Genomic DNA, 23378 nt, shown 5'->3' on the forward strand with positions numbered 1-23378 from the left:
AAGGAGCCATCATATGCATGTCTTGTCCCGTCTTATTTTCGCCGTCCTTGCAGCGCTTGTCCTGGCCGCGCCGGTTGCCCCGGCCCTGGCCGGGATGACCCCGGAGGCCGTGCTTGAGGCCGTGGACCGCAATCTCGCCCCGGTCAGCTACGAATCGTACCGCAAGCTCATCAACATCGAGCCGGACGGCAGCCGACGCGAATACACCCTCTACACCGTCAAGAAGGGGCAGGACATGGTGGCCTCGGTCTTCCTGGAGCCGTCCAGCGAAAAGGGGCGGGCCACGCTCAGGCTTGGCGACAACATGTGGCTGCACATCCCCAGCGTGGGCAAGCCGGTGCGCATCACCAGCCTGCAATCCGTGACCGGCGGCATCTTCAACAACGCTGACATCATGCGCCTTGACTACAGCGTGGAGTACACGCCCGAATCCATGGACGAGCTGGACAACGCCTACCGGCTGCACCTCAAGGCCAAGAGCAACGAGATAGCCTACGACCGCCTGGAGATGCTGGTGGACAAGGAACGCCTCGTTCCCACCGAGATCAAGTGTCTGGCCGCGTCGGGCATGCTCATCAAGACCCTGCGCTTCAAGAAGCCCACGGATTTTGGCGACGGCCTGGCCCGTCCGGCGGTGGTGGAGACCGACAGCCCCCTGCACAAGGGGTATCTCTCGGTCATGATCTTCGCCAGGATGCAAGCCCGCGAGTTCAAGGACGAGGTTTTCACCCTGACCTATCTGCCGCGCATCGAATCCCTCAGGTAGGCAGGGAGTGAAGGGCATGCACGAGGCGCAGTCTGCGTGGCGGTTCCTGGCCGTGATGGTCTGGGCCGCATTCTCGCCGCTCATGGCGCCGCTTATGGCAGCGGACTGGGCGCAGGCCCAGGACGCGGAGCACGACTACAGCATGGACTTTGCCATCCCTGAGCCAGAGGGGAGCCGGTTCGAGGTCTGGGGCCAGGCCGAGCTGCGCGCCGTGGGCCGGGTGATCAACGACACGTCCGCCATCTACCGGCAGCGTTACTACGACGATCCCCAGGAGGACACGGCAGCCGATTTCCTGGTCCGGGTCAAGCCCGAGCTTTCCTTTCATTACAACGACTTCAGCGCCTACGCCAGGCCGCGGGCGGATGTGGCCTGGAGCCAGCTGCCCCTGACCCAGACCGACTACGACGACCCGTCGGTCACCCTGTTCAAGAAGGACAAGCACTGGGCAGGGGAGGTGCTGGCCGAGGAGGCCTTTGTCACCTGGCGACCGGCCCCTGCCTTCACCCTGGAGAGCGGCAAAAAGGTGCTCAAGTGGGGCAAGGGGTATGCCTGGAACCCGGTGGCCTTTGCCAGCCGGGCCAAGGACGTGGACGACCCGGACCAGACCCGCGAAGGGTATGTCATGGCCTATGCCGACGCCATTGCCAGCTTTGACGGCCCGCTCAAGACCGTGGCCTTTACCCCGGTGGTCCTGCCGGTCACCGGCAGCGTCAACCAGGGACTGGCCGACGACTCGTCCCTGGTCTACGGGACCAAGGCGTATTTGCTGCTCTTTGATGTGGATATCGACATGCTGGTCATGGCGGGAGATAACTACGACACGCGAGCTGGCGTGGATTTCGCCGCCAACCTGATGGAAAATCTCGCCATCCACGGCGAATTCTCGACCCGTTTCGACTTTGAGAAGACCACCATGGACCGGGCCGGGAACATCGGCAAGCGCAGGCAGGACGCCCTGAGCTTCCTCCTCGGCCTGCGCTATCTGACGGAGAACGACACTACGTACCTCGCGGAATACTATCACAACGGCGAAGGGTATTCCCACGAAGAGCTGTCGGACTACTACGCCGCCATCGACGCAGGGTATGCGGATTTCACCGGCGGGGCAGGGGACTCGCTGCTCAAGAAGACGCGACAGGTCTCGAACAAATACAACAAGAGCAGTTCTGGTCAGGATTATTTATATTTCCGGGTGTCCCAGAAGGAGCCCTTTGGCATCCTCTACCTGACGCCGACCCTGACCACCATCCTCAACCTCGGTGACGGCAGCTTCACCCTCAATCCCGAGGCCACCTACATGCTCACGCCCGCCCTGGAGATCCGCCCCCGCCTGATCATCCCGGTGGGCGGCGCGGGCAGCGAATACGGCGAAAAGCTCAATTCCCTGCGGGGCGAAATGCGCCTGACCTGGTATTTCTGACGGCCCGGCCAGCCAGGTTGTCCCGGCTCGCCCGCCTGCTCTCCACGGCCTAGAAGCTGATCCAAGCGGCTCCGTGATTCGAAGAGCCGTAGCCCTCGCTTGGTCAGCTTCTGGACCTTAGGATGCTTAAGGGCTGGGGCTGGGTACGGGTGAAGGTGTGTGATTTTGGATGGTTGAAGCATATTTTGCCTGCGAAAAGAGGAGAGGGTTGTCTTGTCGTGCATCCAGGCCCTCTCCGCCGCTCTCCGTTGTCTGGCTCTCGCAGTCTCGCCTTGCGGCGGAGCGCCAAAAAGTTCTGGAAGGGGGAGTCCAGAGGGGGGAAACCTCTTGCAAGAGGTTTCCCCCCTCTGGCCGCCGGAGGCATTGATGGTCAGTTGGCGTATTTTTGCAGGTCCGCTTCGCGGATTTCCTTGCGTTTGATCTTGCCGCTGATGGTCTTGGGCAGTTCGGGGACGTATTCGATGATGCGCGGGTATTTGTAGGGCGCGGTGAGTTCTCGGACGAACGTTTGGAGGGTCTTGGTCAGCTCGTCGGAGCCTTGGTATCCGGCGGAGAGGACCACTGTGGCCTTGACGATCTGGCCGCGCACCTCGTCGGGCACGCCGGTGACGGCGGCTTCGACCACGGCGTCGTGGGCGACCAGGGCGGATTCGACCTCAAAGGGGCCGATGCGGTAGCCCGAGCTTTTGATGAGGTCGTCGGTGCGGCCCATGAACCAGAGGTAGCCGTCCTCGTCGGCCCAGGCCTTGTCGCCGGTGTGGTACCAGCCGTCGAACTTGACCGAGGCGGTTTTTTCCGGCTCGTCCATGTAGTTGTCGAACAGGCCGAGCACGGGGGAGTCTATGTTGATGCAGATCTCGCCTTCCTCGCCTTGGGGGACGGGCTGGCCGGCTTCGTCGAGCAGGGCGATGTTCCAGCCGGGCACGGGCTTGCCGATGGAGCCGGGCTTGGGGGTCATGAACTTGAAGGTGGCCACCTGGAGCGTGGTCTCGGTCTGGCCGTAGCCTTCATAGATGGGCATGCCGAGCGCCTTGTGCCAGGCGTGGTAGACCGAATCATTGAGCAGCTCGCCCGCGGTGGTGCAGTGGCGCAGGGCCGAGAGGTCGTATTTGGCGAGATCCTCGCGGACCAGGAAGCGGTAGACCGTGGGCGGCGCGCAAAAGGTGGTGATGCGGTTGTCGGCGATGATGCGCAGCAGGGCGTCGGCGTCGAACTTGCCCCGGAAGTCCCAGACAAAGACCACGGCATCGGCCATCCACTGGCCGTAGAACTTGCCCCACACGGACTTGCCCCAGCCGGTGTCGGACAGGGTCAGGTGGATGTCGCTTGGGGTCAGGTCGTGCCAGACCGCGGCCGTGGTGTAGTGGCTGTAGGGGTACTTGTGGTTGTGCAGCACCATCTTGGGCAGGCCGGTGGTGCCGGAGGAGAAGAAGATGACCAAGGGGTCGTTGCCGCCGGGCGTGGCCTTTGTGCGCGGGCACTGGGGCGCGGCCTGGGCCATGATCGCCTCGAAGTCGAGCCAGCCCTCGGCAGGGGAGCCGTCCACCTGGATGCGCAGGCCCAGGCCGGGGCAGTCAGGCAGGGCCGCGTCCACGCGCGCGGTGATGGAATCCTCGCAGATGATGGTGGTGATCCTGGCGTAGTTGACGCGCTGGGTGATGTCCTTGGCGGTCAGCAGGGACGGCGAGGGGATGGGCACAGCCCCGATGCGATGCAGGGCGAGCATGGCGGTCCAGTATTCCACCCGGCGGTAGAGGATGAGCATGACCCGGTCGCCGGGGCCGACCCCGCGCGCCAGGAGCGCGTTGGCCAAACGGTGGGAAGTCTGCTGGAAGAAGCCGAAATCGAGATCGCGCCGGGTTCCGGTGTCGTCCACGTGGATCATGGCGGGCTGGTCCGGGTTCTTGGCGTCGAGCACGTCGTAGGCGAAGTTGAAGTCGTCGGGGCAGTCGAGGCAGTAGTTGGCCCGCATGTCGTCGTAGCTGGTGAACGTGGGTTTGGTGTGCATGGCGGTGAGTCTCCGTGCTTGCGTGTCTGAAGGGGTGTCCGTTGTCCTTGGATTCGACACTGTGGTCCGGGCGGGCCGAAGTCTTCCGGCCAGCCCTAGAGAATCACGTCGATGAACTTCGCGTCCCTGTTGTCCAGGCCGCGCATGGCGTGGGGCGTCTCCGAGTCGAAGTAGACCGAGTCCCCGGCTTCGAGGATGAGCGGTTCGCCGGCCAGCCTGAGTTCGAGGCGGCCTTCGAGCATGTAAATGAATTCCTGGCCCCGGTGGCTGGTCTCGGTCATGGTTTCGCCGTCCTTGGGCGGCACGCTGATGAGAAAGGGCTCCATCTGCCGCCCGGCGAACTTGTAGCCCAGGCTCTTGTAGTCGTAGTCCTTGCGCCGGTCCACGGCGAAGCCCTCGCCCTTGCGCACCAGGGCGTGGGACTTGAGGTGCGGCTCGCGGCCCGAGATGAGGGTGGTCAGGTCCACTCGGCACAGGCGCGAGACATCGAGCAGGTAGCCCACCGGGATCTCGTTGGTGGCCGACTCGTAGCCGACCACGGTCTGCTCGCTCACGCCCAGCAGGTCGGCCATTTCCTTGACGGTCCAGCCGATGCTCTCGCGCAGCCCAATCAGTCGTGGCGCTATTTCCTTGTATTGGTCCATGGTTCCTCCCATCGGCTGTTGAAAAATGCCCGATTGCGGCCACGGGCGACGGTCAACGTCTCTCCTACGCGTCGGGCCACAGTTCGGCGGCCAGTTCGCGCAGCTTGTATTTCTGGATCTTGCCCGACGCGGTCATGGGGTAGGCGGTCAGGAAGGTCACGTATTTTGGCGTCTTGTAGCGGGCGATATTGCCCCGGCAGTAGTCGATGACATCCTCGGGCTCCATGGTCGCGCCGTCCTTGAGGATGATGAAGGTGCCCACTTCCTCGCCGAATTTCTGGCTGGGCACGCCCGCCACCTGCACGTCGCGGATGCCGTCCATGGCGTAGAGGAATTCCTCGATCTCGCGCGGGTAGACGTTCTCGCCGCCCCGGATGATCATGTCCTTGAGCCTGCCGGTGATGGACAGGTAGCCGTCGTCGTCCATGACGCCGAGGTCGCCGGAGTGGAGCCAGCCTCTGTCGTCGATGGCACCCTCGGTGGCCTTGGGGTTGTTGTAGTAGCCGACCATGACGCTGTAGCCCCTACAGCAGATCTCGCCCTGGGTGCCGTTTGGCACGCGCCTGCCCGAGTCCGGGTCCACGATCTTGATCTCCACCTCGGGCATGGCCTGGCCCACGGTCTCGGTCATCTGGCGGATGGAGTCGCCGATCTTGGTCTGGCTCATGACCGGGCTTGATTCGGTCAGGCCGTAGCAGATGGTGATCTCCTTCATGTTCATCCTGTCCATGACCCGTTTCATGACCTCCACCGGGCAGGGCGATCCGGCCATGATGCCGGTGCGCAGGCTCGAATAGTCGAACCGCTCGAAGAGCGGGTGGTCGAGGATGGCGATGTACATGGTGGGCACGCCGTACAGGGCGGTGCACTTTTCCTGATCCACGGCGGCCATGACGTCGAGGGGGACGTAGTCCTCCAGGATGACCATGGTCACCCCGTGGTTGACGCAGGCGAGCACGCCGAGCACGCAGCCGAAGCAGTGGAAGAGGGGCACGGGCAGGCACAGCCGCTCACCGGGTTTGAAATCCTGGTTCTTGCCGATCCAGTAGCCGTTGTTGGCGATGTTGTAGTGGGTCAGCTGCACGCCCTTGGGAAAGCCGGTGGTGCCGGAGGTGTACTGCATGTTGACCACGTCGTGGGGGTCGAGCTCCCCCTGGCGGGCGCGGTACTGGGCGTCGGTGACCATGGCGGCCATGGCCTGCAACTCGGGGATGGAGTACATGCCCCGGTGCTTCTCGTGGCCGAGGTAGAAGAGCCGCTTGAGCTTCGGATACTTGTTGGTGCGCAGTTGGCCACGTTCCTGGGTCTTCAGTTCCGGGATCAGCTCGTTGATCGTGGCCAGGTAGTCGTGGTCGCGGTAGTTGCCGATGATGAAGAGGTTCTCGGTCTCTGAGTTCTCAAGCAGGTACTTGAATTCGTGGGAGCGGTAGTGGGTGTTGACCGTGAGCAGGATGGCTCCGATCTTGGCCGTGGCGAACTGGAGCGCCACCCAGTAGGGGACGTTGTTGGCCCACAGGGCCACCTTTTCGCCCCTTTGCACGCCAAGGGCCATCAGCCCCTTGGCCAGGGTGTCCACCAGCGCGCCGAACTCGCGGTAGGTCAGGTGGAAATCGCGGTCCACGTAGACCACGGCCTCGGTGTCCGGGTATTTGGCCACGGTCTCGTCCAGGAGCGCGCCCAGGGTGATTTCTCGGATTGCTGCCATGGGTGCCGCCTATTCGGGGAAGTAGAGGACTGCGTATATTTCGGCCTTCTCGTCTCCGGCGCAGGCCACGTTGTGCGGGACCACGGAGTTGAAGTAGGCGGAATCGCCGGGCGAGAGAATGGACTCCTCCTGGCCGTAGCGCAGGCGCATGCTGCCGGACTGGACCACGATGAACTCCTCGCCCTCGTGGGAGGAGAGGGTGTCGTCCAGGCCGGACTTGGGCAGCAGCTCGATGAAGAACGGCTCCATGTGGCGGTCGGTCTTGCCCCGGCCTAAGGAATGGAAAACCACGCCCGGCTCCTTGCCGTCGGGGTGCATGGTCAGCTCCTCCTCGCGGTCGGCCAGCCGGACCACGAGCGGATCGCTCGACACCTGATCGTCGAGAAAGGTGCCAAGACGCACGCCTAGAGCGCGGGCCAGCTTCACCAGCGGGCGCAGGGACGGGTACATGTCGGTCCCCTCCACCGCCTGGATGAACTCCTCTGTCAGGCCCGTGCGCTCGGCCAGATCCTCGATGCTCAGTTTCTGCCGCTCCCTGTAGGACCGTATCCTGGTGCCGATGCTGCTCATGAAAAGTGCTCCTTGCGTGCATGTCCCTGGCTTGTGGCCGTAATATCTTCAGAAATTCCCTGCGAACCGGGATGCCGATTTGCCGCCCATGCGTGTACCCGAAACAGCGGCAAATGTCACCTTCCCATGAACAACGGGGGCTTGCGGGCAAAATGCCATGCTTGGGCAGAGCGGTTTGGTTGCCTTCATATGTCGGTCGGTGTAGAATATGAACATGCCCACAGCCAGCCAAGAGCAGCGAGGACGCAGATGACCGAACAGGAACGAGTGACCGGGACCAAGGTGTCGCAGGACGCGTCCATGCCGGAGGTGGAGAGACCCGCCTCCGTGAACCGGCATCGGATATCGGGCGTGTTTTCGAGCCAGTCCGTGGTCAGGGTCGGCACTGGCACCACCTCGCGCAAGGTCATTCAGAAGGCGTACTGGTATGCCCAGGAAACGGATCCGGACGAGGACGGCAGCGTCATGGTCATGGTCCGGCCCCTGAATAAGAACAACGTTCCGTCCGGCCAGGCCGAGGCCGTGCCCAAGGCGGACTTCCTGGAGCGGTACAGCCCGGAGCTGGAATATTACCAGAAGGAAGTCTTTCCAAGGATGAAGGAGCTTGACGCCACCCTCAAGCGCGCCGAGACCCAGCGCGAGCAGGGCGCGCTCTATTCGGCCCAGTTCGAGTACGAGGCCGCGCTGAACGTGGACGAGGAGAACGTGCGTGCCAACTTCGGCCTGGGGCTGACCTACATGGAGCGCGGGGACACGGGCAAGGCGAGCGACATCTTCACGCGCGTGGTCGCCCTGGACGCGGCCTTTGCCCCGGAGCACAAGCATTTGTTCAACGAGTTCGGCATCAACTTGCGCAAGTCAAAGCTCCTGGATCAGGCCGTGGAATACTACGAGCGCGCCCTCAAGATCACCGACAACGACGAAAATCTCTACTACAACATTGCCCGCGCCTATTTCGAGCGCGGCGACCGCCAGGAGTGTCTGGACACCCTGCACAGGGCGCTTGAGCTCAACCCCGGTTTCGAGGAGGCGCAGAAGTTCCTGACCTATCTCGAAAAAGAAGGGAACCGGGCGTGACCCTGGCCCTTGACCGGGTGGGGTTCGCCTATCCGGGCCGCGATGCGCTCTTTGAGAACGCCTCGCTGACCATCGCGGACGGTTCGTTCGTGCTGGTGCGCGGGGCTTCGGGTGCGGGCAAATCCACCCTGCTGCGGCTGCTGTGCCGTCTGGAAGAGGCGCAGGCAGGGCGCATCCTGCTCGATGGCGTGCCCATCGACGCCATGGACCCCGCCGACCTGCGCCGGAGCGTGGCCTATGTTCAGCAGATGCCGATACTCCTGCCCGGCACGGTGCGCGACAACCTGCTGCTCCCGTTTTCCTTCAAGGCCAACAATGCGCTGATCCCGCCAACCGACGAGGCGCTGGCCGCCATGCTCGGCGGGTTCTTGCTCGACGGGGTGACGCCGGAGAGCCGGGCCGACACCCTGTCCGTGGGGCAGGCCCAGCGCGTGTGCCTCATCCGCAGCCTGCTGCTCGGCCCCGGAGCCGTGCTCATGGACGAGCCCACGGCCTCGCTCGACGCGGACAGCGCTGGCGTGGTGCTGGCCAAGGCTGCGGAACTCAGCCGCCAGGGCATGACCGTGATCATGGTCTCCCACTCGCCGGACACCCCGGCCGGGATCACCCATGTGGTCCGGGTGACGGGCCGCGCCCTGGAGTACGCATGACGCCGTCCATCATCGAGATCGGCCCGTGGCAACTTGTCTTATGTCTGGGGTTCGTGCTCCTGGCCGGGGGCGTGTCCCTGTACCATCGGCTGGGCCTGGAGCGCGACCTGCTGGTGGGCACGGTGCGCACCTTTGCCCAGCTCTTTCTCATGGGCTATGTGCTCACCTTTGTCTTCGAGGTGCGGCTCGCCTGGGTGGTGCTGCTCCTGTTCACGGTCATGGTGGCCGCCGCGGTCCACATCATACGGGGACGGGTCAAGGAGCGCAGCGTGCCCTTTGTCATCCCCACCTTCGTCTCCATGCTCCTGACCTACGCCCTGGTCTCCTGGGTGGTCACCGGAGTCATCGTGGGGGCCAGCCCGTGGTGGGCGCCGCAATATTTCATCCCCCTGGCGGGCATGATCGTGGGCAACTCCATGACCGCCATCTCCCTGTCGCTGGAGCGACTCTTTGCCGATCTCAAGGCGCGCCGCGCCGAGGTGGAGATGTGTCTGGCCCTGGGCGCGAGCCCGGTAGAGGCGTCGCGCGACATCCTGCGCGGGGCGATCCGGGCGGCCATGACCCCGTCCATCAACTCGCTCATGGCCGTGGGGCTGGTTTCCCTGCCCGGCATGATGACGGGCCAGATCCTTTCCGGCACCGACCCGCTCATCGCCATTCGCTACCAGATCGTGGTCATGCTCATGCTCGTGGCTTCCACCGCCCTGGGGGCCATCCTGGTCACCGGGCTGGTGCGCAGGCGATGCTTCACCAGGGCGCACAGTCTGGCTCTGCGCTGATTCGCCCCGGACAATCCCAGCCTTGAAAAACATGAAGGCCGTCCTCCCTGCGGAAGTCGGCCTTGCTCGTCGATGACGCGGGGGGATGCTACACGTCGATGCCCTGCAACTTGTATTCGTTGAGCTTGTTGCGCAGGGTGCGCACCGAGATGCCCAGCAGCTCGGCGGCGCGGGTGCGGTTGCCCGTGGTTTCCTCCAGGCTCTTGAGGATGAGGCGTTTCTCCATCTCGTGCAGGGGCATGACCGAGAGGGCCTCGTCCATGGAGGCTGGCGGCGCGGCCTCGCTGGCGGCCTTCTGGTCCGCGCTCACCCCGGCCAGATCGTCGGGCGTCCACTGCTCGTCGCCCATGAGGAAGTGGCGGGTCTGGATCGGTCCGGTTCCGGCCAGGAGCACGGCGCGCTCCATGAGGTTCTGCAACTCGCGCACGTTGCCGGGCCAGTCGTAGTCCATGAGCCATTGCTTGGCACTCTCGGTGAAGGCGAGTTGGCCCAGGCCGTAGGTGGCGCAGAATTTGTTGACGAAGAATTCGGCCAGCAGGGTGACATCGTCGCCCCGCTCCGTGAGGGAGGGCAGCTTGAGCGGGATGACGTTGAGGCGGTAGAAGAGATCCTGGCGGAACTTGCCCTCGCGGACCACGTTCTCGATGTCCCGGTTGGTGGTGGCCAGCACGCGCACGTCCACGCTGACCGTCTCCACGCCGCCCACCCGGTCAAACTCGGACTCCTGAAGCACGCGCAGCAGCTTGGCCTGGAGGCCGAGGTCCATCTCGGTGATTTCGTCGAGCAGCATGGTGCCGCCGTGGGCCAGCTCGAATTTGCCGAGCTTGCGGCTGATGGCCCCGGTGAAGGCGCCCTTTTCGTGGCCGAAGAGTTCCGACTCCAGCAGATGCTCGGGCAGGGCCGCGCAGTTGATAGCCACAAAGGGCTTGTCCGTCCGGTCCGAGTTGTGGTGCAGGTAGCGGGCAAACATCTCCTTGCCGGTGCCGGACTCGCCGGAGATGAGCACCGTGGCCCTGGAGCGGGCCACCTGTCTGGCCAGGGCGAGCACGCGCAGGACCGCGTCGTGGCGGCCAATGATGTGAAATCTGCCGGGTGCGGAGGATGCCCCGGAGGCCTGGGACGCTGCCGGGGCGCGGTGCCCCTGGGGCGTTGCGCTGCGGGGCGCGTCGGGGTTCGGCCTGTCGGCGGGTTCGGGCGGGAGCACCAGCCTGATCTTGTCCCAGACCAGCGGCTCCACCCAGTAGTCGCGTGCGCCGTTGCCCAGGAACCGGGTCGCCTCCTCGGCATTGCCGTTGGCTGTGAAGATGACCACCGGCGGGAACCCGTCGATCTTCTGCGCCTGTTCGAGCAGGGCCATGGCGTCAAACCCCTGCAGGGTGGGGCGGCAGAAGATGAGGCAGGGGTGCGATTTCCTGATGAAGCCGAGCGCCCCGTTCAGGTTGTCAGCCAGTCCGGCCTGCAACCCGGCCTCCTTGAGGGTGGGGAAGACAGCGGCAACGGACTGCGGTTCCGCGATGAAAAGCACGGTTCTGGCTGACATGATCCTGTCTATTAACGGTAAGTTGATTTGTTTACAAGAGGTTCGCATGGCCGTGCGGCATCTTGCCCGCTTGAAACCCTGTCAAGCGTCTTCTGTATGCCTTTTCCGCCTGTTTTCATCCCTCTGGCGCCCATTCTCATCCCGGGCCAAAAGTAGGGGATATGGTTTTGGGAAACAACCAATATGGCTTCAAACAGTGAAAGGAGAAAGACGCATGGCGAAGAGAAACGTGCAACATATCGGCGATGATCAACTGGTGTATGGATTGCCCAAGCATATGGTTGGAAGCCCCTCGCAAAAGAACGCAAAGAGAGAAAACAGTCCTGGTTCGAGAGATTCACCCGACAAGCCGGACACACAAGTATTCTGGACTGTTCACCCCAAGGACAAAGCCTGCGACGCTTGCAAGGCCATGGAAGGCATCAAGTTCGCGGAAGAACCGGAACGACCGCATCCGAATTGTAAGTGCGAGATCAGGCGGCATGAGCATACTCCCGGAAAGAGGCGTCTCGGCGGCTTCATTAAAGGGTATGATGGCAATGCCGTGGAGCAGTTCTTCGGGCTAGGGCTTGTCAGGGTAACAATCAGGCACGTAACGGGAGCGTTGGGATCAGGCGTTCATGTCTATTCAAATCTGGATGGAGTAAGACAGGGGCATACGCTCGGAAAGGAGGTCGTCTTTACCTTTGGCGCGTTGACGGATACACCTATTCTCTGGAACATCCATATAGTTCAAAAGGGTGCAGACAACACGCTGGTAAAATACGAGATCGAGTATGAACAATAAACAACTCCTTCAATGGGTTTTGATCCTGGTACTGTTAGCTTTCTCAACAGGGCGGGCTCGAGCCGGAGAGCTCGCTCCTTTTGCCATTTCGTGCGAGGATGTGAAGCGCGTGATCGTTGAACTTGTCGATGAGTTTGGGAAATCTGAACGTTTAGTCGTTGGATGCCAGGTCGAGTTGACTTCAGCAGCCGGGAACAGGCTGGATACGCATTGCGCCAAGTGGTTTGGCGAAATGTTTCCTGTCACTGCCGGTGGTCGTCAAATTGTCATGTACGACAGCACCACTCGATCGATTCCGCCTAAGTTGTTCTTCATGGAAGAGACTTGGGAAGACATCAAGGCAAAGCTCATGGCAATATGCCCGGACAAGATGCCTGAGATTCCCCAACGTGTGTTGGATCATCGACCGGCAGAACAATGAAAGAGCCGCTTCTTGTGAGAGCGGCTCTTCTTCCCTGTCTCAATTGGGTGCCGTGTCCAATTTTCATATTCGCCGGAATGTCCGTGTTTGCCGTCAAAAAGGGTCTTTGTTGTTGAAATGCCCCGGTGTCGGTGGTAACAATGAAAAGGCTGGAATCCGACAGCAAGGAGCGGCATGGACAGCGGACAGGGCTGGGCGAAACAGAACCGGACCGGGCGGGCGGGCGCACTGCCGGGGCGACCTGCGAGCGGGAGCCGCGAATGCCGTTGAGATTCTTTCACGGCTCCATCCGCAAGAAGCTGGTCATCCTGGTGTTGCTGGCCACCCTGCCGCCCTTTGTCGTGCTCGCCTTCAACGAGCTGGCCGGGCGACGGCATCTGGTGGAGATGGCCGGGTCCGACACGGCCACTCTGTTGCGCGGGTTCACCGAGGTGCAGCGCCGGGTGACGGACTCGACCCGGACCCTGCTCCAGACCGTGGCCGCCATGCCCGAGGTGCAGGCAGCCGATGCCGATGAGGTGCATACGATCCTGTCCACCCTGATCTCGGCCAACCCCGTCTACACCAACGCCTTTCTCCTTGATCTCGACGGCAAGGTCGTGGCTGGCAGCATTCCGGGCCGACCCGATTTCGACTTTTCCGATCGCAAGCACTTCATTGAAGCGATGGAGACCGGCTATTTCGCCTCGGGGGAGTTTGTGGTGGGCCGGGCCATGCTCAGGCCCATCTTCCCCTTTGCCATGCCCGTGCACGGCCCGGACGACTTGCTGCGGGGCGTGATCATCATCGGCGTGGACCTGAGCCATTATGGCGTGTTGTTCGATAAATCCGCGTTTCCGACCGGTTCGTTCTTCGGAATCTGCGACCACAAGGGACGCAGGCTCTTTCGCCATCCGGCCAGCGAGGCCACTCCCCTGGGCGCACCCATCGCCCAGGAGGTGTTTCTGGCTGCCAGCCGGAACGACGGACCGGGGATCATGCATTCCATGGGTTCTGACGGGCCGCGCCGCATCGTGGCCTACGAGTCGATCAGGCTGTGGTCCGGCAGCGAGCCCTACATGTACATGTTCATGGGGTTTCAGGAGGCCGAGCTGCTGCGTCAGGCCAACATCCAGGCGGTGCTGGGCGGGGTGACCATCGCGGTTTCGCTGGCCTTGGCCCTGCTGCTGGCATGGTATGCGGGAGGCCGCCCGCTGGCCCGCAGCCTCGAAAAACTGACCAAGGCGGCCTGCAACGTGGGCGAGAGCGGCAGGATGACGCCGAGCAATCTGGACTATTCCGATGGCGAGATGGGGCAGCTCGGCAAGGCATTCGACACCATGGGCCACCTGCTTGAGGAGCGTGAGGCCGAGCGCAACGTGGCCCTGGTCCGGCTCTCGGAGAGCGAGGAGCAGTACCGGATACTGCTGGAGAGCAATCCGGCGGGCATCTGTCTGGTGGACCCGGAGACCATGGCCATCGAGTTCGCCAATCCCGCCTTTTTGCGGCTGCTTGGCCTGGGGCCGGAAGACGTGGGCGCCATCCGGGTGAGCGACATCCATCCGCCCGAGGACCTGGAGGCCATCTCCGAAAGCTTCATGCGGCACAGTCGGCAGGGCGTAAGTTTCAGCGCGGCCATCCCCTGCCTGACCCGCGGCGGCGAGCGGATTCTCGTGGACATCTCGTCGGCCAGGGTCAGGATCTATGGCCGGGTGCTGCTGGCCGGGTTCTTCACGGACATCACCGAGCGCAAGCGGTACGAGGACGCCCTGGTGGTGGCCAAGGAGGCGGCGGAGCAGGCCAACAGGGCCAAGGACGAGTTTCTGGCCAACATCAGCCACGAGGTGCGCACCCCGCTCAACGGCGTCATGGGCATGCTTCAGCTGATCAGGGTTTCGGCGACCAGCGGGGAGCAACTGGCCAACGTGGATATCGCCATCCAGTCCTCGCGCAATCTCCTCAGGGTGCTCAACGACGTGCTCGATTTCTCCAAGATCGAGGCGGGCAAGCTCGATCTCTACAATGAGCCTTTTGATCTGGCCGGGCTCATGCGCCAGTGCGTCAGCCTCTTCAAGCAACAGGCGGACGAAAAGGGACTGGTCCTCGACTCCCGCATCGACCCCTCGGCGCGGGAGTGCTACCTGGGTGACGAGGGCCGCATCCGTCAGGTGCTCTTCAACCTGCTTGGCAACGCCATCAAGTTCACCATGTATGGCTCCATCACCCTTGAGGCATACGCCTTGGCGCACCCTGAGCCGGGGTGCGAGCGGCTTTTCTTCTCGGTGACGGACACCGGCGTGGGCATCCCGGATTCCAAGGTTGACTACATCTTCGACTCCTTCACCCAGGTGGACAGTTCGCTGTCGAGGAAATACAAGGGCGTTGGCCTTGGGCTGCCCATCGTCAAGCGGCTGATCCGGCTCCTGGGCGGCACCCTGGTGGTGGACAGCGAGATGGGCGCGGGCACGACCATCCTGTTCAATGTCCAGGTCCGCATCCCGGCCAAGGGTGCCTGCGTCAAGCCAAAGGGTGTCCCGGCCCCTGAATCGTCCATCCCGTTGCGCGTCCTGCTGGTGGAGGACGAGCGGGTGAACATGCTCATGGCCCGGCGGCTGCTCGAAAACCTGGGCCACACCGTGACCTGCGCCGAAAACGGCGAGAAATGCCTCCAGGTGCTGCGCGGCGAGCGGTTTGATGTCATTCTCATGGACATTCAGATGCCGGTCATGAACGGCATGGAAGTGACGCACCTCATCAGAAATTCCGAGGACTTCCGCCATGTGGCCGACATCCCCATCGTCGCCCTGACCGCCCACGCCACCCGCCGCGACCGCGAGGCGGCCCTCAAGGCCGGGATGAACGAATACATCAGCAAGCCCTTTGAAAAGGAACATCTCGAAGCCACCCTGCAACGGTTTGCGGGCCGGTGATCCGTCCCGTTCGCATCCTCACTCCTTCTTGCCCTGCCCCGGCCCATCTGCTACCACTCGATTGCCCATGCAAGCGAGAAAACCATGATCCTCCCTCTGCGTCCTTCCGTCCCGGTCCTGTGCTACCACAATGTCAGCGAGGTGGACGGCCACACGCCCGCGCGCTTTTGCGAGCATCTCGACGCCATTGCCGACGCCGGGTACCGCACCCTTTCGGCCAGCGAGCTGCTGGCCGTGACGCGGGGCGAACTGAAGCCGCCGCCCAAGGGCGTGGTCCTGACCTTTGACGACGGTCATGTGAGCAACTGGCTGACCGTGGTGCCGGAGCTTGAGCGGCGGGACATGGCCGGCACCTTCTTCATCCTGACCGATTTCACGGACCCCGGCGCGGCACGCTGTTGTGCCGACGCCCCGGCCATGCGGCCCATGCCCGAGGCGCTCAAGGCCGCCCTGCAGGGCGGCGATCACTCCCAGTTCGTCAACGAGGGCGAGGTGCGGGCCATGCTCGACAGAGGCATGGAGGTCTTTTCCCACGGCTGCCGCCACCAGGGCGCGTTCCGCTCCCTGCGCCCCCTGGCCCGCATGGGCGAGGCCCTGGCCCGCTGGCCCGCCTGGTCCATCTATCCGGGCTTTGACCCGGACTGGCCCACCTTCGAGGACGGCAGCGGCTATGTTTACGACGGCTTCTGGCCGCGTATCGACCATGCCGGGCAAGTGCGCATGGTCCAGCGGTCCACGGCCGAGCGGCTCGCCTTCTGCCGCGAGGATTTCGCCCGCAGTTGTGCCCGCATCCGTGAGTTGAACGGGCTGAAAACGCAACTTTTCTGCTGGCCCTGGGGCCATTTCTGCGACGATGCCGAGGCCGAGCTGAAGCGGGCCGGATACGCCGGGGCCTTCACCCTGGAGCGGTGGGTCAACGCGCGCGGGACCGATCCCTTCCGCCTCAACCGCATCGGCGTGGGGCGGCCCAAGACCGGCGACTGGGTCCAGGCCCGGCTGCGCATGTACGGCTCCGACCCCACGGCCCGCGTCTTCTTCAAATTTTGGCGCAAGCGGCCCGAGATCAAACGGGTGCTCTACGTCTCGGACTCCCTGCGCCTGTCCGGCGGCAGCCGCCAGATGCTCAACAACATAGCGGCCATGCGGGCCATGGGCGTGGACGCCTGCGCCGTGCTCGACCCGGCCTCGCCCCTGGTGGGCGCGCTGGAGGGGAGCGGGGCCAGGGTCTTTCCCTTTGCCCGGTTCAAGGAGTATCTGGCCGCCGGATCGTTCCTGAAGCAACTGGTCCGCGACCAGGGCATCGACGTGGTCCACACCTTCCACAACCGGGCCTACAAGATGGGCGCGCTGGCCCGGCTCATGGGCGCGAAGTTCCGGCTGTTCATCAACCGGGGCGTCATCTCGCGGCCCAACGCCATCTTCTTTCTCTGGGCGGCCCTGGCCCACGGCGTGGTCTGCAACTCGGCCAAGTGCGCCGAGGTCCTGCGCGGACACCGGGTGGGGGAGGGACGCCTGAGCGTGGTCTACAACGCCTATTGCGGCCCGGATTTTGGCGAGCCAAAACCGCGCCGGAAGCGGGGGGCGCGGCTGATCTACGTGGGCAACGGTGCGCCCATCAAGGGATTCGACGTGTTCCTGCGCGCCGCGGCCCGGTTCTGCGAGACCGGCGATTACCGCGATGTGGAATTTGCCGTGGTGGGCGTGCGGCCCGACGAGATGGACCGCTACGACGCCATCCTCACCCCGGCGGTGCGCGAGCGGCTGCATGTGACCGGGGAGCTGGCCCACGAGGCGGTGCTGGACGAACTGCGCTTCTCGGACGTGCTGTGCGTGACCTCGCGTCTGGAGAGCCTGCCCAACACCCTGCTCGAAGCCTTTGACCTCGGCCTGCCTGCCGTGGGCACCAGGGTGGGCGGGGTGCCCGAGCTGGTGGTGGACGGGGTCAGCGGGTACCTATGCGAGAGCGGCGACCACGAATGCCTGGCCGCCAAGATGCGGCTGCTGGTGGAAGACCCGGCGGCCCGGTTCGCCATGGGCCGGGCGGGCCGCGCCGTGGTCCGCACCCTGCTCACGCCCGAGGCCAAGGGGCGCGCCCTGATGCGCGTCTACATGGGCGAGCGGCTGCGCGACCCGCTGCCCGTGGCCGAGCTGGCCCGGTCCCTGTCCCCGCTGGACCCGGAAACCCTGTTCGGCGGGAACTCCCATGACTGATTTCGACCCGGCCACCCGGCCCATTGTCTCGTTCTGGGGCGTGCTGCCCGAACCGTTGCGCCACAAGCTGCTGCTCGGATTCACCGGCAGGCTCCACCTGCTCGACATGGCGGGCTGGTGCCTGCGCAGCAATGATCCGGGCCTTGGCCCGGTGGCTGCCGGGGCCATTCAGACGGCCTTTGGCGAAAATCCCCTGGACGGGGGTATGGCCGGAGAGCTGGCCGCCCTGGCCCCGCTGCGCGACCTGTTGCCAGAGACCACGCGCCTCTCCCTGGCCGCCCTGGCCGCCAACTGGCGCAGGCCGGACAGCTCCGGATATTATGAGCGGCTGCTGGCCCGGCGCGATTTCGAGAAGATCCTGGATTTCATCGAAAAGTCCGTGGCCCGCGAGCCGGACAACCTCTATTGGCGCGAGCAGGCCGTGACCATGGGGTTGATCGGCAACGCGCCCGACCGGGCCGAGTCCCTGGCCCTGGACGGTTTTCCTTCCCTGCCGGCCCTGGCGGGCGTCAGGGATTGCGTGGCCGCACGCCTCTATGCCGTGCGCGGGCGCGGTGCGGACGCGGCCCGGCTCTTCCAGCGCACAGGCGATGTCTTTGGACCGGCCTTTGGCTCCCTGAATGCCGGGCTGTGCATGCTCGGCGAGGGCGACCGCGCCTCGGCCCATCTCCTGCTCCTCGACGCCGTGCGCCGCGCGCCCTGGAACACCAGCCTGCTGCTGCGCGCGCACGACCTGCTGGCCGGACACAGCGAGGAGCAGCGCAGCCTGGGCGGCTCCACCGCCATTCTGCTCTATTCGTGGAACAAGGGCGTGGAACTGGACGCCACCCTGCGCTCGCTCATGCAATCCGAGCTGGCCGGGTCGTCGCTCTTTGTCCTGGACAACGGCTCCACCGACGACACGCCCCAGGTGCTCCGGTCTTGGCAGGGGCGGTTCGACGCCCGGCTCGGATCGGGCCGGTTCACGGTCATCACCCTGCCGGTGAACATCGGCGCGCCCGCCGCACGCAACTGGCTCATGCGCCTTGAGGCGGTGGGGCGGCACGACTATGCCTGCTATCTCGACGACGACGTGGAGGTGCCGACCGACTGGCTGCTGCGTCTTGGCGCGGCGGCCCATCACTATCCGGACGCGGGCGTGTGGGGGTGCAAGGTGGTGGACCATGCCAATCCGGCCCTGATCCAGAGCGCGGACAGCCACCTGCTGGTGGAGCCGGACGCAGGCCCGCTCGACCTGTCGCGCATGGCCCCCAACCCCTTCCGGCTCTCGGACCTGCACATCCAGACCCTGGACAGCGGGCTGTTCGACATCCTGCGTCCCTGTGCCTCGGTCACGGGCTGCTGCCACCTCTTCCGCATCCGGACCCTGCTCGAAACCGGGGATTTCGCCATCCACCTCTCACCCTCCCAGTACGATGACATGGAGCGCGATCTGCGGCTGTGCGAGGCCGGGAAGTTCCCTGTCTACCAGGGGCACCTGACCGTGCGCCACAAGAAGCGCACGGGCGCGGCCTCGCGCGTGTCGGGTCAGGAGGAGGGCAACGCCCTGGGCAACCGGTACAAGATGCAGACCATGCACGACCGCGACGCCCTGCTGGCCGCCATGCGCGCCGAGCGCGACCTGCTCGACGCCGACCTGCGGCGCAAGCTCGGGCTGGTGGAACGGGCCGTGCTCGACTGAGCCGGGCCAGGGCCTACTGGGCCGGGCTCCCTTGTCACTTCTGCTTGCGGGTGCCCTCGTAGAGCTCGTATTCGAGCAGGCGGCATTCGATCTTGGCGTTGTAGAGGATGTGCCTGCGCTTGGCCTTGAGGCCCACGCACTTGGACAGGGCGGGGTTGCCGGTGAAGATGAACCCCTTCTTGCCCCCGCACCGCTGCTTGAAGAAATCCCCGATGGCCTGGTAGACCGGCTCCAGCGCCTTGGCGTCGCCCATCCGCTCGCCGTATTCCGGGTTGAGCATGACCACGCCCGGTCCGTCCGGCACCTCGGTCTGGCTGAAATCGCAGACCGCGAACTCGATGAAATCCCCCACCCCTGCGTTGCGGGCGTTGTCGCGCGCCGCCTCGATGGCCGTCGGATCATGGTCCGTGGCGATGATGCGTCCGCCGAAATCCGGGGTCTCTGCATCCTCGGCCTCGTTGGTCAGCCGCTCCCACAGGGCGGGATCGTATCCGGGCAGGCGCATGAAGGCGAAGTCGTCGCGCAGCAGGCCGGGCGCGCCGTGCATGGCCATGAGCGCAGCCTCGATGGCCAGGGTGCCGGACCCGCACATGGGCGCGATGAAGTGGCCGCCCTGCGCGGCCAGCTCTGGCCAGTCCGAGGCCATGACGCAGGCGGCGGCCAGGGTCTCCTGCATGGGTGCGGTGTGAGGCCGCTTGCGATAGCCCCGGCGCGGCAGCGGCTCGCCCGTGGTGTCGAGATAAAGGGTGGCCAGCCGTCCCCGCCAGTGGAGGAAGAGGCAGACCCCGCGCGTTTCCGGCCCGGAATCCGGGCGGCTGCCGAACCGCTCCATGAACCGGTCGGCCACCGCGTCCTTGACCCGCACGGAGGCGAATCGCGAGTCCGTGACCGCGGTGTCGCGGATGGAGGCGTCCACCCGGAAGTAGCCGTCCTTGCGGATGTGCTCCTCCCAGGGGATGGATCTGACCGCTCGGTACAGCTCGTCCGGGCCTGGGGCATCGAACCGTTTCAACTCGTAAAGCACCCGGTGGCCGGTGCGCACCTGCAGGTTGAGGCGCATGCAGTCCTCAAGGGTGCCGCTGCCCAGCGCCCCCGCTTCGAGAATCTCGCCGCTGGTCAGGCCCAGGCCGGCCAGTTCGGTTGCCAGGAATCCGGACATGCCCTTGGGGCAGGTCACGAGGATGGGGGCTGTATCGGAAAATTTGGTCATGGTGTACCTGGGCGTGAAAGGGTGGTGTTACAGGGGACGCAGATCCCACTCGCTGACCGGGTCAGGCGCGGGTTCTACGGTATGGATCGGGTGGGGCGTGGGGATGTCGGCCTTCGGTTTGGGCCTGCCAAGGGCCAGGATGAAGGCCAGGCCCACCGGGGCGGCCATGGCCGGGTCGTAGAGCAGGGGGGTGGACATGCCCTGGGCGAACAGGGCCGCGGTCAACCCCGCGCCCAGCCGGGTGGGGCGGCGCAGGAGCATGGGAAGGAGCGTTGCCAGCACGAGCACGGGCGCGGCAAGGCCCCAGGCCAGCACCGAGCGCAGCCAGAAGGACGGAACCTGCGAGACCGAAACCCCGAACAGGGTCGAGGTGCCCGTGGCCGTCTCCCACACGGCGGTCATGCCCTCCGGGAACTCGATGGGCAGGGGGACGGACAGGGAAAAGCCGGTCAGGAGCGTGGCCGGGTCCGTGCCCCACAGCCTGAGGGCTTCGATCCACAGCCAGGAATCCACGAAGCGGGCCGAGTCCGAGGCGGTGAGCGGGAGCAGGAATGTCCCGGCCAGCAGGGCGGCGCACGCGCCGCTGTACAGGGCGCGCCGTCCGAGGCTCCCCCGGCCAAAGCACAAGACGACCCAGGCCCCGGCAAAGAGTCCGGGCCGAGACAGGCAGGCGAGCAGGCCGAGCATGACCAGCCCGCGCCACAGAGGGCGCCCCTGATCCGGCTCGCGCATGCCGCGCTCGCCCTGGCCCGGCCTGAGCCCGGCGCACAGGGAGACGAGGAGCAGCCCGGCCAGCACGTCCGCATTGCCGATCAGGCGCACGGCGGGCACGGCTCGGAACATGGCTGCCTCGATGGCAAGGTCGATGATGCACAGCGCGCCCAGGAACGCGCCGAAGCGTTGCAGGTCGGCCCGGTCCGGCAGCCCGCAGGTGGCACCCCACAGGACGCACAGCAGCAGCATGACCAGCGGGGAGAGCTCGCGCAGATGGGGCAGGGCCGGGGCCAGGGCAGCCACCAGTCCCGGCGCGTAAGAAGCAAGCCCGGCAGCGAAGAGCGCGAAGAGCGCGGCGTTGAACACGCGCCCGGTGCGCGCGGGTGCGCCGGGGAAAGGGCGGAACATGGCGGTCAGCGTGCCGATGGCGGCCAGGATCAGCCAGGGAAGGAACAGGGATACATCGACCGACATCCCGGCCAGGCCGGTGAAGGCCATGGCCAGCGGGACCGCCCCGTAGGAGACGGCCAGGGGCAGTCCGGTCAATCCGGTCCGTCCGGGCTGTTGCGCTCGCGTGCTGTGCATCAGGGTTGTCGAATACCCCGTTGCCGCACCAAGGTAAAGGCGTGAGCCGCCCGGCCAGCGGCGCGCACGCACGGTTGCCGTTTAATTTTCTCAAGTATTTCAAGATAAATTTTTCAACTTTCTGCTTTTCCTGGATAAAAAAGTCGCGCAAAATGAACATAATAACAGTTTGTTTTTATTGAGTTTTGTCGGGCATAAAAATGATTAATTTCTCAAGTGCTCTAAATGCTTCGTAAACATTGTCCGATAGGAAAAAAGAGTGTAGGGTGGCAATGCGTTATCCGGCTCATTGGGGAATGAGGGTGGTCAACGAAATACCTGTGGGGGTGACCATGAAAGGAAGCGCACGGGCCGTTTTGAGGAAAACGGCCATCATCATTCTGCTGGCGGTCGGCCTGTCCGGCCTGCCTGGCTGCGCGGTCGTGGGCCCGCTCTTAAGCGTTGGCGGCATGGCCGGTCTCGCGCCGCTTCAGTACGCCTCGTCGGTGTACACTGTGGGCGAGTTCACCTATGAGTACGCGGCCAACGACAAGGACCCCGGCGAGGTCATCCAGGCCAAGATCGACGGCGTGGTCACTGGCGACGCCTTTACCCTGCCTGATTCGGCCAGGGGCTACGACGCGCCCAAACGGTATGAGGCGCCACGGCCCATGCCCGACGCCATGCTGGCCCGTGTCGAGACCGGCCCGTCAGCCGGGGAACGGGACGTGGACAGTAATCCGAGCCTGTCGGCCAGCGCGCGCCAGAAGCGGGTCGAGCAACTGCTTGGCCGCCGCACGCTCCAGTTCGAGCGGCTGGAGACCCGGCGCATGGCCTTTCAGCAGTCCCGCTCCAGAGGGCGGCTGACCCTGCGCCAGACAGCCATGGCCTCGACCCCGAACCTCTTCCAGGGTGCCAAGGGCGAGACCACGTTGCGCTAGCAGGCTGTTGACAAACGGTGATCTGCTGCGTTGCTGCAAAAAGCTCAAATCCTCGCGTACAGGGAGTACGTTTCGGCCTTGAGCTTTTTTTGCGCCTAGCACTCGAACCTTTCTCAACAGCCTGTCAGAGCTGGCTTTGTCAATGCTCTGGGACGCCCTGCGGCGTCCCTCTTTCATGAAAAAAGACGGCCCGGACATGCGGGCGGCACAGGAGGACAGGCATGGCCGAGGCAGCCATCAGGCGCATGGCCCTGATCGGCGGGCGGATGGCGGCCCGGTTGGGAGCACAGGCAGGAACGCCCAGCAGGGAGAACTGACAGGCCCACACCAGTAACTGCCGACCTTGGCCGGGTATGCCGGACTGCCTGAGGCAGAGAAGGGGTGAACGGGTTTTGGGCTGCGCCCTGCCCCATCGGGCGGGCATATGCCGCCAGGACGACTACATCCCGGAGACGGCACCCTCCCTGTCGCGGAACAGGGGGAATATCTTGTCATAGCCCGAAACCTCGAACACTTCCTGGATGTAGTCCTTGACCCCACAGATGGCGACCCGGCCCGAGGACTTCTTGAGCCGCTGGTAGGCCAGCACCAGGATGCGCAATCCGGAGCTGTTGATATAGTCCAGCTCGGAGAAGTCGAAGAGCAGGCATTTTTCCCCGGCTTCGAGCAGGGCAAGGACCTTCTCCTCCATGGCCTGGGTGCCTTCGGCGTCGAGGTTGCCGTTCACGGTCAGAATGATGATTTCGTTTTCCTTGGATTCTATCAGTGCCACAGTAGA

Annotated in this window: 19 protein-coding genes; 11 read left to right on the forward strand and 8 right to left on the reverse strand. The window is 64.5% G+C overall.

Going from position 1 to position 23378, the window contains the following annotated elements:
• The first annotated feature begins 13 nt into the window (after positions 1 to 13).
• Entirely contained in the window at positions 14 to 766 is a 753-nt protein-coding gene (locus tag DAES_RS02665; protein WP_013513496.1) for an outer membrane lipoprotein-sorting protein, read from the forward strand.
• A gap of 16 nt (positions 767 to 782) precedes the next feature.
• Positions 783 to 2189, forward strand: a complete 1407-nt coding sequence (locus tag DAES_RS02670; protein WP_013513497.1) for a hypothetical protein — start codon at positions 783 to 785, stop codon at positions 2187 to 2189.
• A 370-nt stretch (positions 2190 to 2559) separates the two neighbouring features.
• Here DAES_RS02670 and DAES_RS02675 read toward each other — a convergent pair whose 3' ends face one another.
• From DAES_RS02675 to DAES_RS02690, 4 genes are all read right to left on the reverse strand, one after another.
• Complete coding sequence (locus tag DAES_RS02675; protein WP_013513498.1) at positions 2560 to 4197, reverse strand: AMP-binding protein; 1638 nt, start codon at positions 4195 to 4197, stop codon at positions 2560 to 2562.
• A gap of 95 nt (positions 4198 to 4292) precedes the next feature.
• Entirely contained in the window at positions 4293 to 4841 is a 549-nt protein-coding gene (locus DAES_RS02680) for a helix-turn-helix domain-containing protein (RefSeq protein ID WP_013513499.1), read from the reverse strand.
• 64 nt (positions 4842 to 4905) lie between these two features.
• Positions 4906 to 6546 (reverse strand): AMP-binding protein, encoded by a 1641-nt coding sequence (locus DAES_RS02685; protein WP_013513500.1) that lies wholly within the window; start codon positions 6544 to 6546, stop codon positions 4906 to 4908.
• A gap of 9 nt (positions 6547 to 6555) precedes the next feature.
• Complete coding sequence (locus tag DAES_RS02690; protein ID WP_013513501.1) at positions 6556 to 7116, reverse strand: helix-turn-helix domain-containing protein; 561 nt, start codon at positions 7114 to 7116, stop codon at positions 6556 to 6558.
• 249 nt (positions 7117 to 7365) lie between these two features.
• Between DAES_RS02690 and DAES_RS02695 the strand changes: the two genes are divergently transcribed.
• The 3 genes from DAES_RS02695 to DAES_RS02705 are packed head-to-tail and all read left to right on the forward strand — an operon-like array spanning position 7366 to position 9622.
• Positions 7366 to 8193 (forward strand): tetratricopeptide repeat protein, encoded by an 828-nt coding sequence (locus DAES_RS02695; protein WP_013513502.1) that lies wholly within the window; start codon positions 7366 to 7368, stop codon positions 8191 to 8193.
• Entirely contained in the window at positions 8190 to 8843 is a 654-nt protein-coding gene (locus tag DAES_RS02700) for an ABC transporter ATP-binding protein (RefSeq protein WP_013513503.1), read from the forward strand. Before DAES_RS02695 ends, DAES_RS02700 begins: the two co-directional genes overlap by 4 nt.
• Positions 8840 to 9622 (forward strand): ABC transporter permease, encoded by a 783-nt coding sequence (locus DAES_RS02705; RefSeq protein ID WP_013513504.1) that lies wholly within the window; start codon positions 8840 to 8842, stop codon positions 9620 to 9622. Before DAES_RS02700 ends, DAES_RS02705 begins: the two co-directional genes overlap by 4 nt.
• Positions 9623 to 9710: 88 nt before the next feature.
• Here DAES_RS02705 and DAES_RS02710 read toward each other — a convergent pair whose 3' ends face one another.
• Positions 9711 to 11162, reverse strand: coding sequence for a sigma-54 dependent transcriptional regulator (locus DAES_RS02710; protein ID WP_013513505.1), 1452 nt, complete (start codon positions 11160 to 11162; stop codon positions 9711 to 9713).
• 214 nt (positions 11163 to 11376) lie between these two features.
• Here DAES_RS02710 and DAES_RS02715 point away from each other — a divergent pair, with 214 nt between their 5' ends.
• The 5 genes from DAES_RS02715 (at position 11377) to DAES_RS02735 (ending at position 19171) form a co-directional block, all read left to right on the forward strand.
• Positions 11377 to 11949 carry a hypothetical protein gene (locus tag DAES_RS02715; RefSeq protein ID WP_013513506.1) on the forward strand — a complete coding sequence of 191 codons (573 nt, stop codon included), beginning with the start codon at positions 11377 to 11379 and terminating at the stop codon, positions 11947 to 11949.
• Positions 11939 to 12370: a hypothetical protein gene (locus tag DAES_RS02720; RefSeq protein WP_157864792.1), complete on the forward strand. Its 432-nt coding sequence runs from the start codon at positions 11939 to 11941 to the stop codon at positions 12368 to 12370. Before DAES_RS02715 ends, DAES_RS02720 begins: the two co-directional genes overlap by 11 nt.
• A 140-nt stretch (positions 12371 to 12510) precedes the next feature.
• Positions 12511 to 15279 (forward strand): response regulator, encoded by a 2769-nt coding sequence (locus tag DAES_RS16845; RefSeq protein WP_013513507.1) that lies wholly within the window; start codon positions 12511 to 12513, stop codon positions 15277 to 15279.
• An 84-nt stretch (positions 15280 to 15363) separates the two neighbouring features.
• Positions 15364 to 17490 carry a glycosyltransferase gene (locus DAES_RS02730; RefSeq protein WP_013513508.1) on the forward strand — a complete coding sequence of 709 codons (2127 nt, stop codon included), beginning with the start codon at positions 15364 to 15366 and terminating at the stop codon, positions 17488 to 17490.
• A complete protein-coding gene (locus DAES_RS02735; RefSeq protein ID WP_013513509.1) occupies positions 17483 to 19171 on the forward strand; it encodes a glycosyltransferase in 1689 nt (562 codons plus the stop codon). The genes DAES_RS02730 and DAES_RS02735 overlap by 8 nt, the downstream gene beginning before the upstream one ends.
• A 34-nt stretch (positions 19172 to 19205) precedes the next feature.
• Here the strand turns inward: DAES_RS02735 and DAES_RS02740 are convergent, their stop codons facing one another.
• Complete coding sequence (locus tag DAES_RS02740; RefSeq protein WP_013513510.1) at positions 19206 to 20381, reverse strand: THUMP domain-containing class I SAM-dependent RNA methyltransferase; 1176 nt, start codon at positions 20379 to 20381, stop codon at positions 19206 to 19208.
• Positions 20382 to 20408: 27 nt separating this feature from the next.
• Complete coding sequence (locus DAES_RS02745) at positions 20409 to 21680, reverse strand: hypothetical protein (protein WP_157864793.1); 1272 nt, start codon at positions 21678 to 21680, stop codon at positions 20409 to 20411.
• Positions 21681 to 22012: 332 nt separating this feature from the next.
• On the opposite strand from DAES_RS02745, the gene DAES_RS02750 reads away from it, so the two are divergent.
• Complete coding sequence (locus tag DAES_RS02750; RefSeq protein WP_157864794.1) at positions 22013 to 22600, forward strand: hypothetical protein; 588 nt, start codon at positions 22013 to 22015, stop codon at positions 22598 to 22600.
• A 439-nt stretch (positions 22601 to 23039) separates the two neighbouring features.
• Here DAES_RS02750 and DAES_RS02755 read toward each other — a convergent pair whose 3' ends face one another.
• Positions 23040 to 23372, reverse strand: coding sequence for an STAS domain-containing protein (locus DAES_RS02755; protein WP_013513513.1), 333 nt, complete (start codon positions 23370 to 23372; stop codon positions 23040 to 23042).
• Positions 23373 to 23378: the final 6 nt, after the last annotated feature.

Source organism: Pseudodesulfovibrio aespoeensis Aspo-2, assembly GCF_000176915.2.
Taxonomy (GTDB): domain Bacteria; phylum Desulfobacterota; class Desulfovibrionia; order Desulfovibrionales; family Desulfovibrionaceae; genus Pseudodesulfovibrio; species Pseudodesulfovibrio aespoeensis.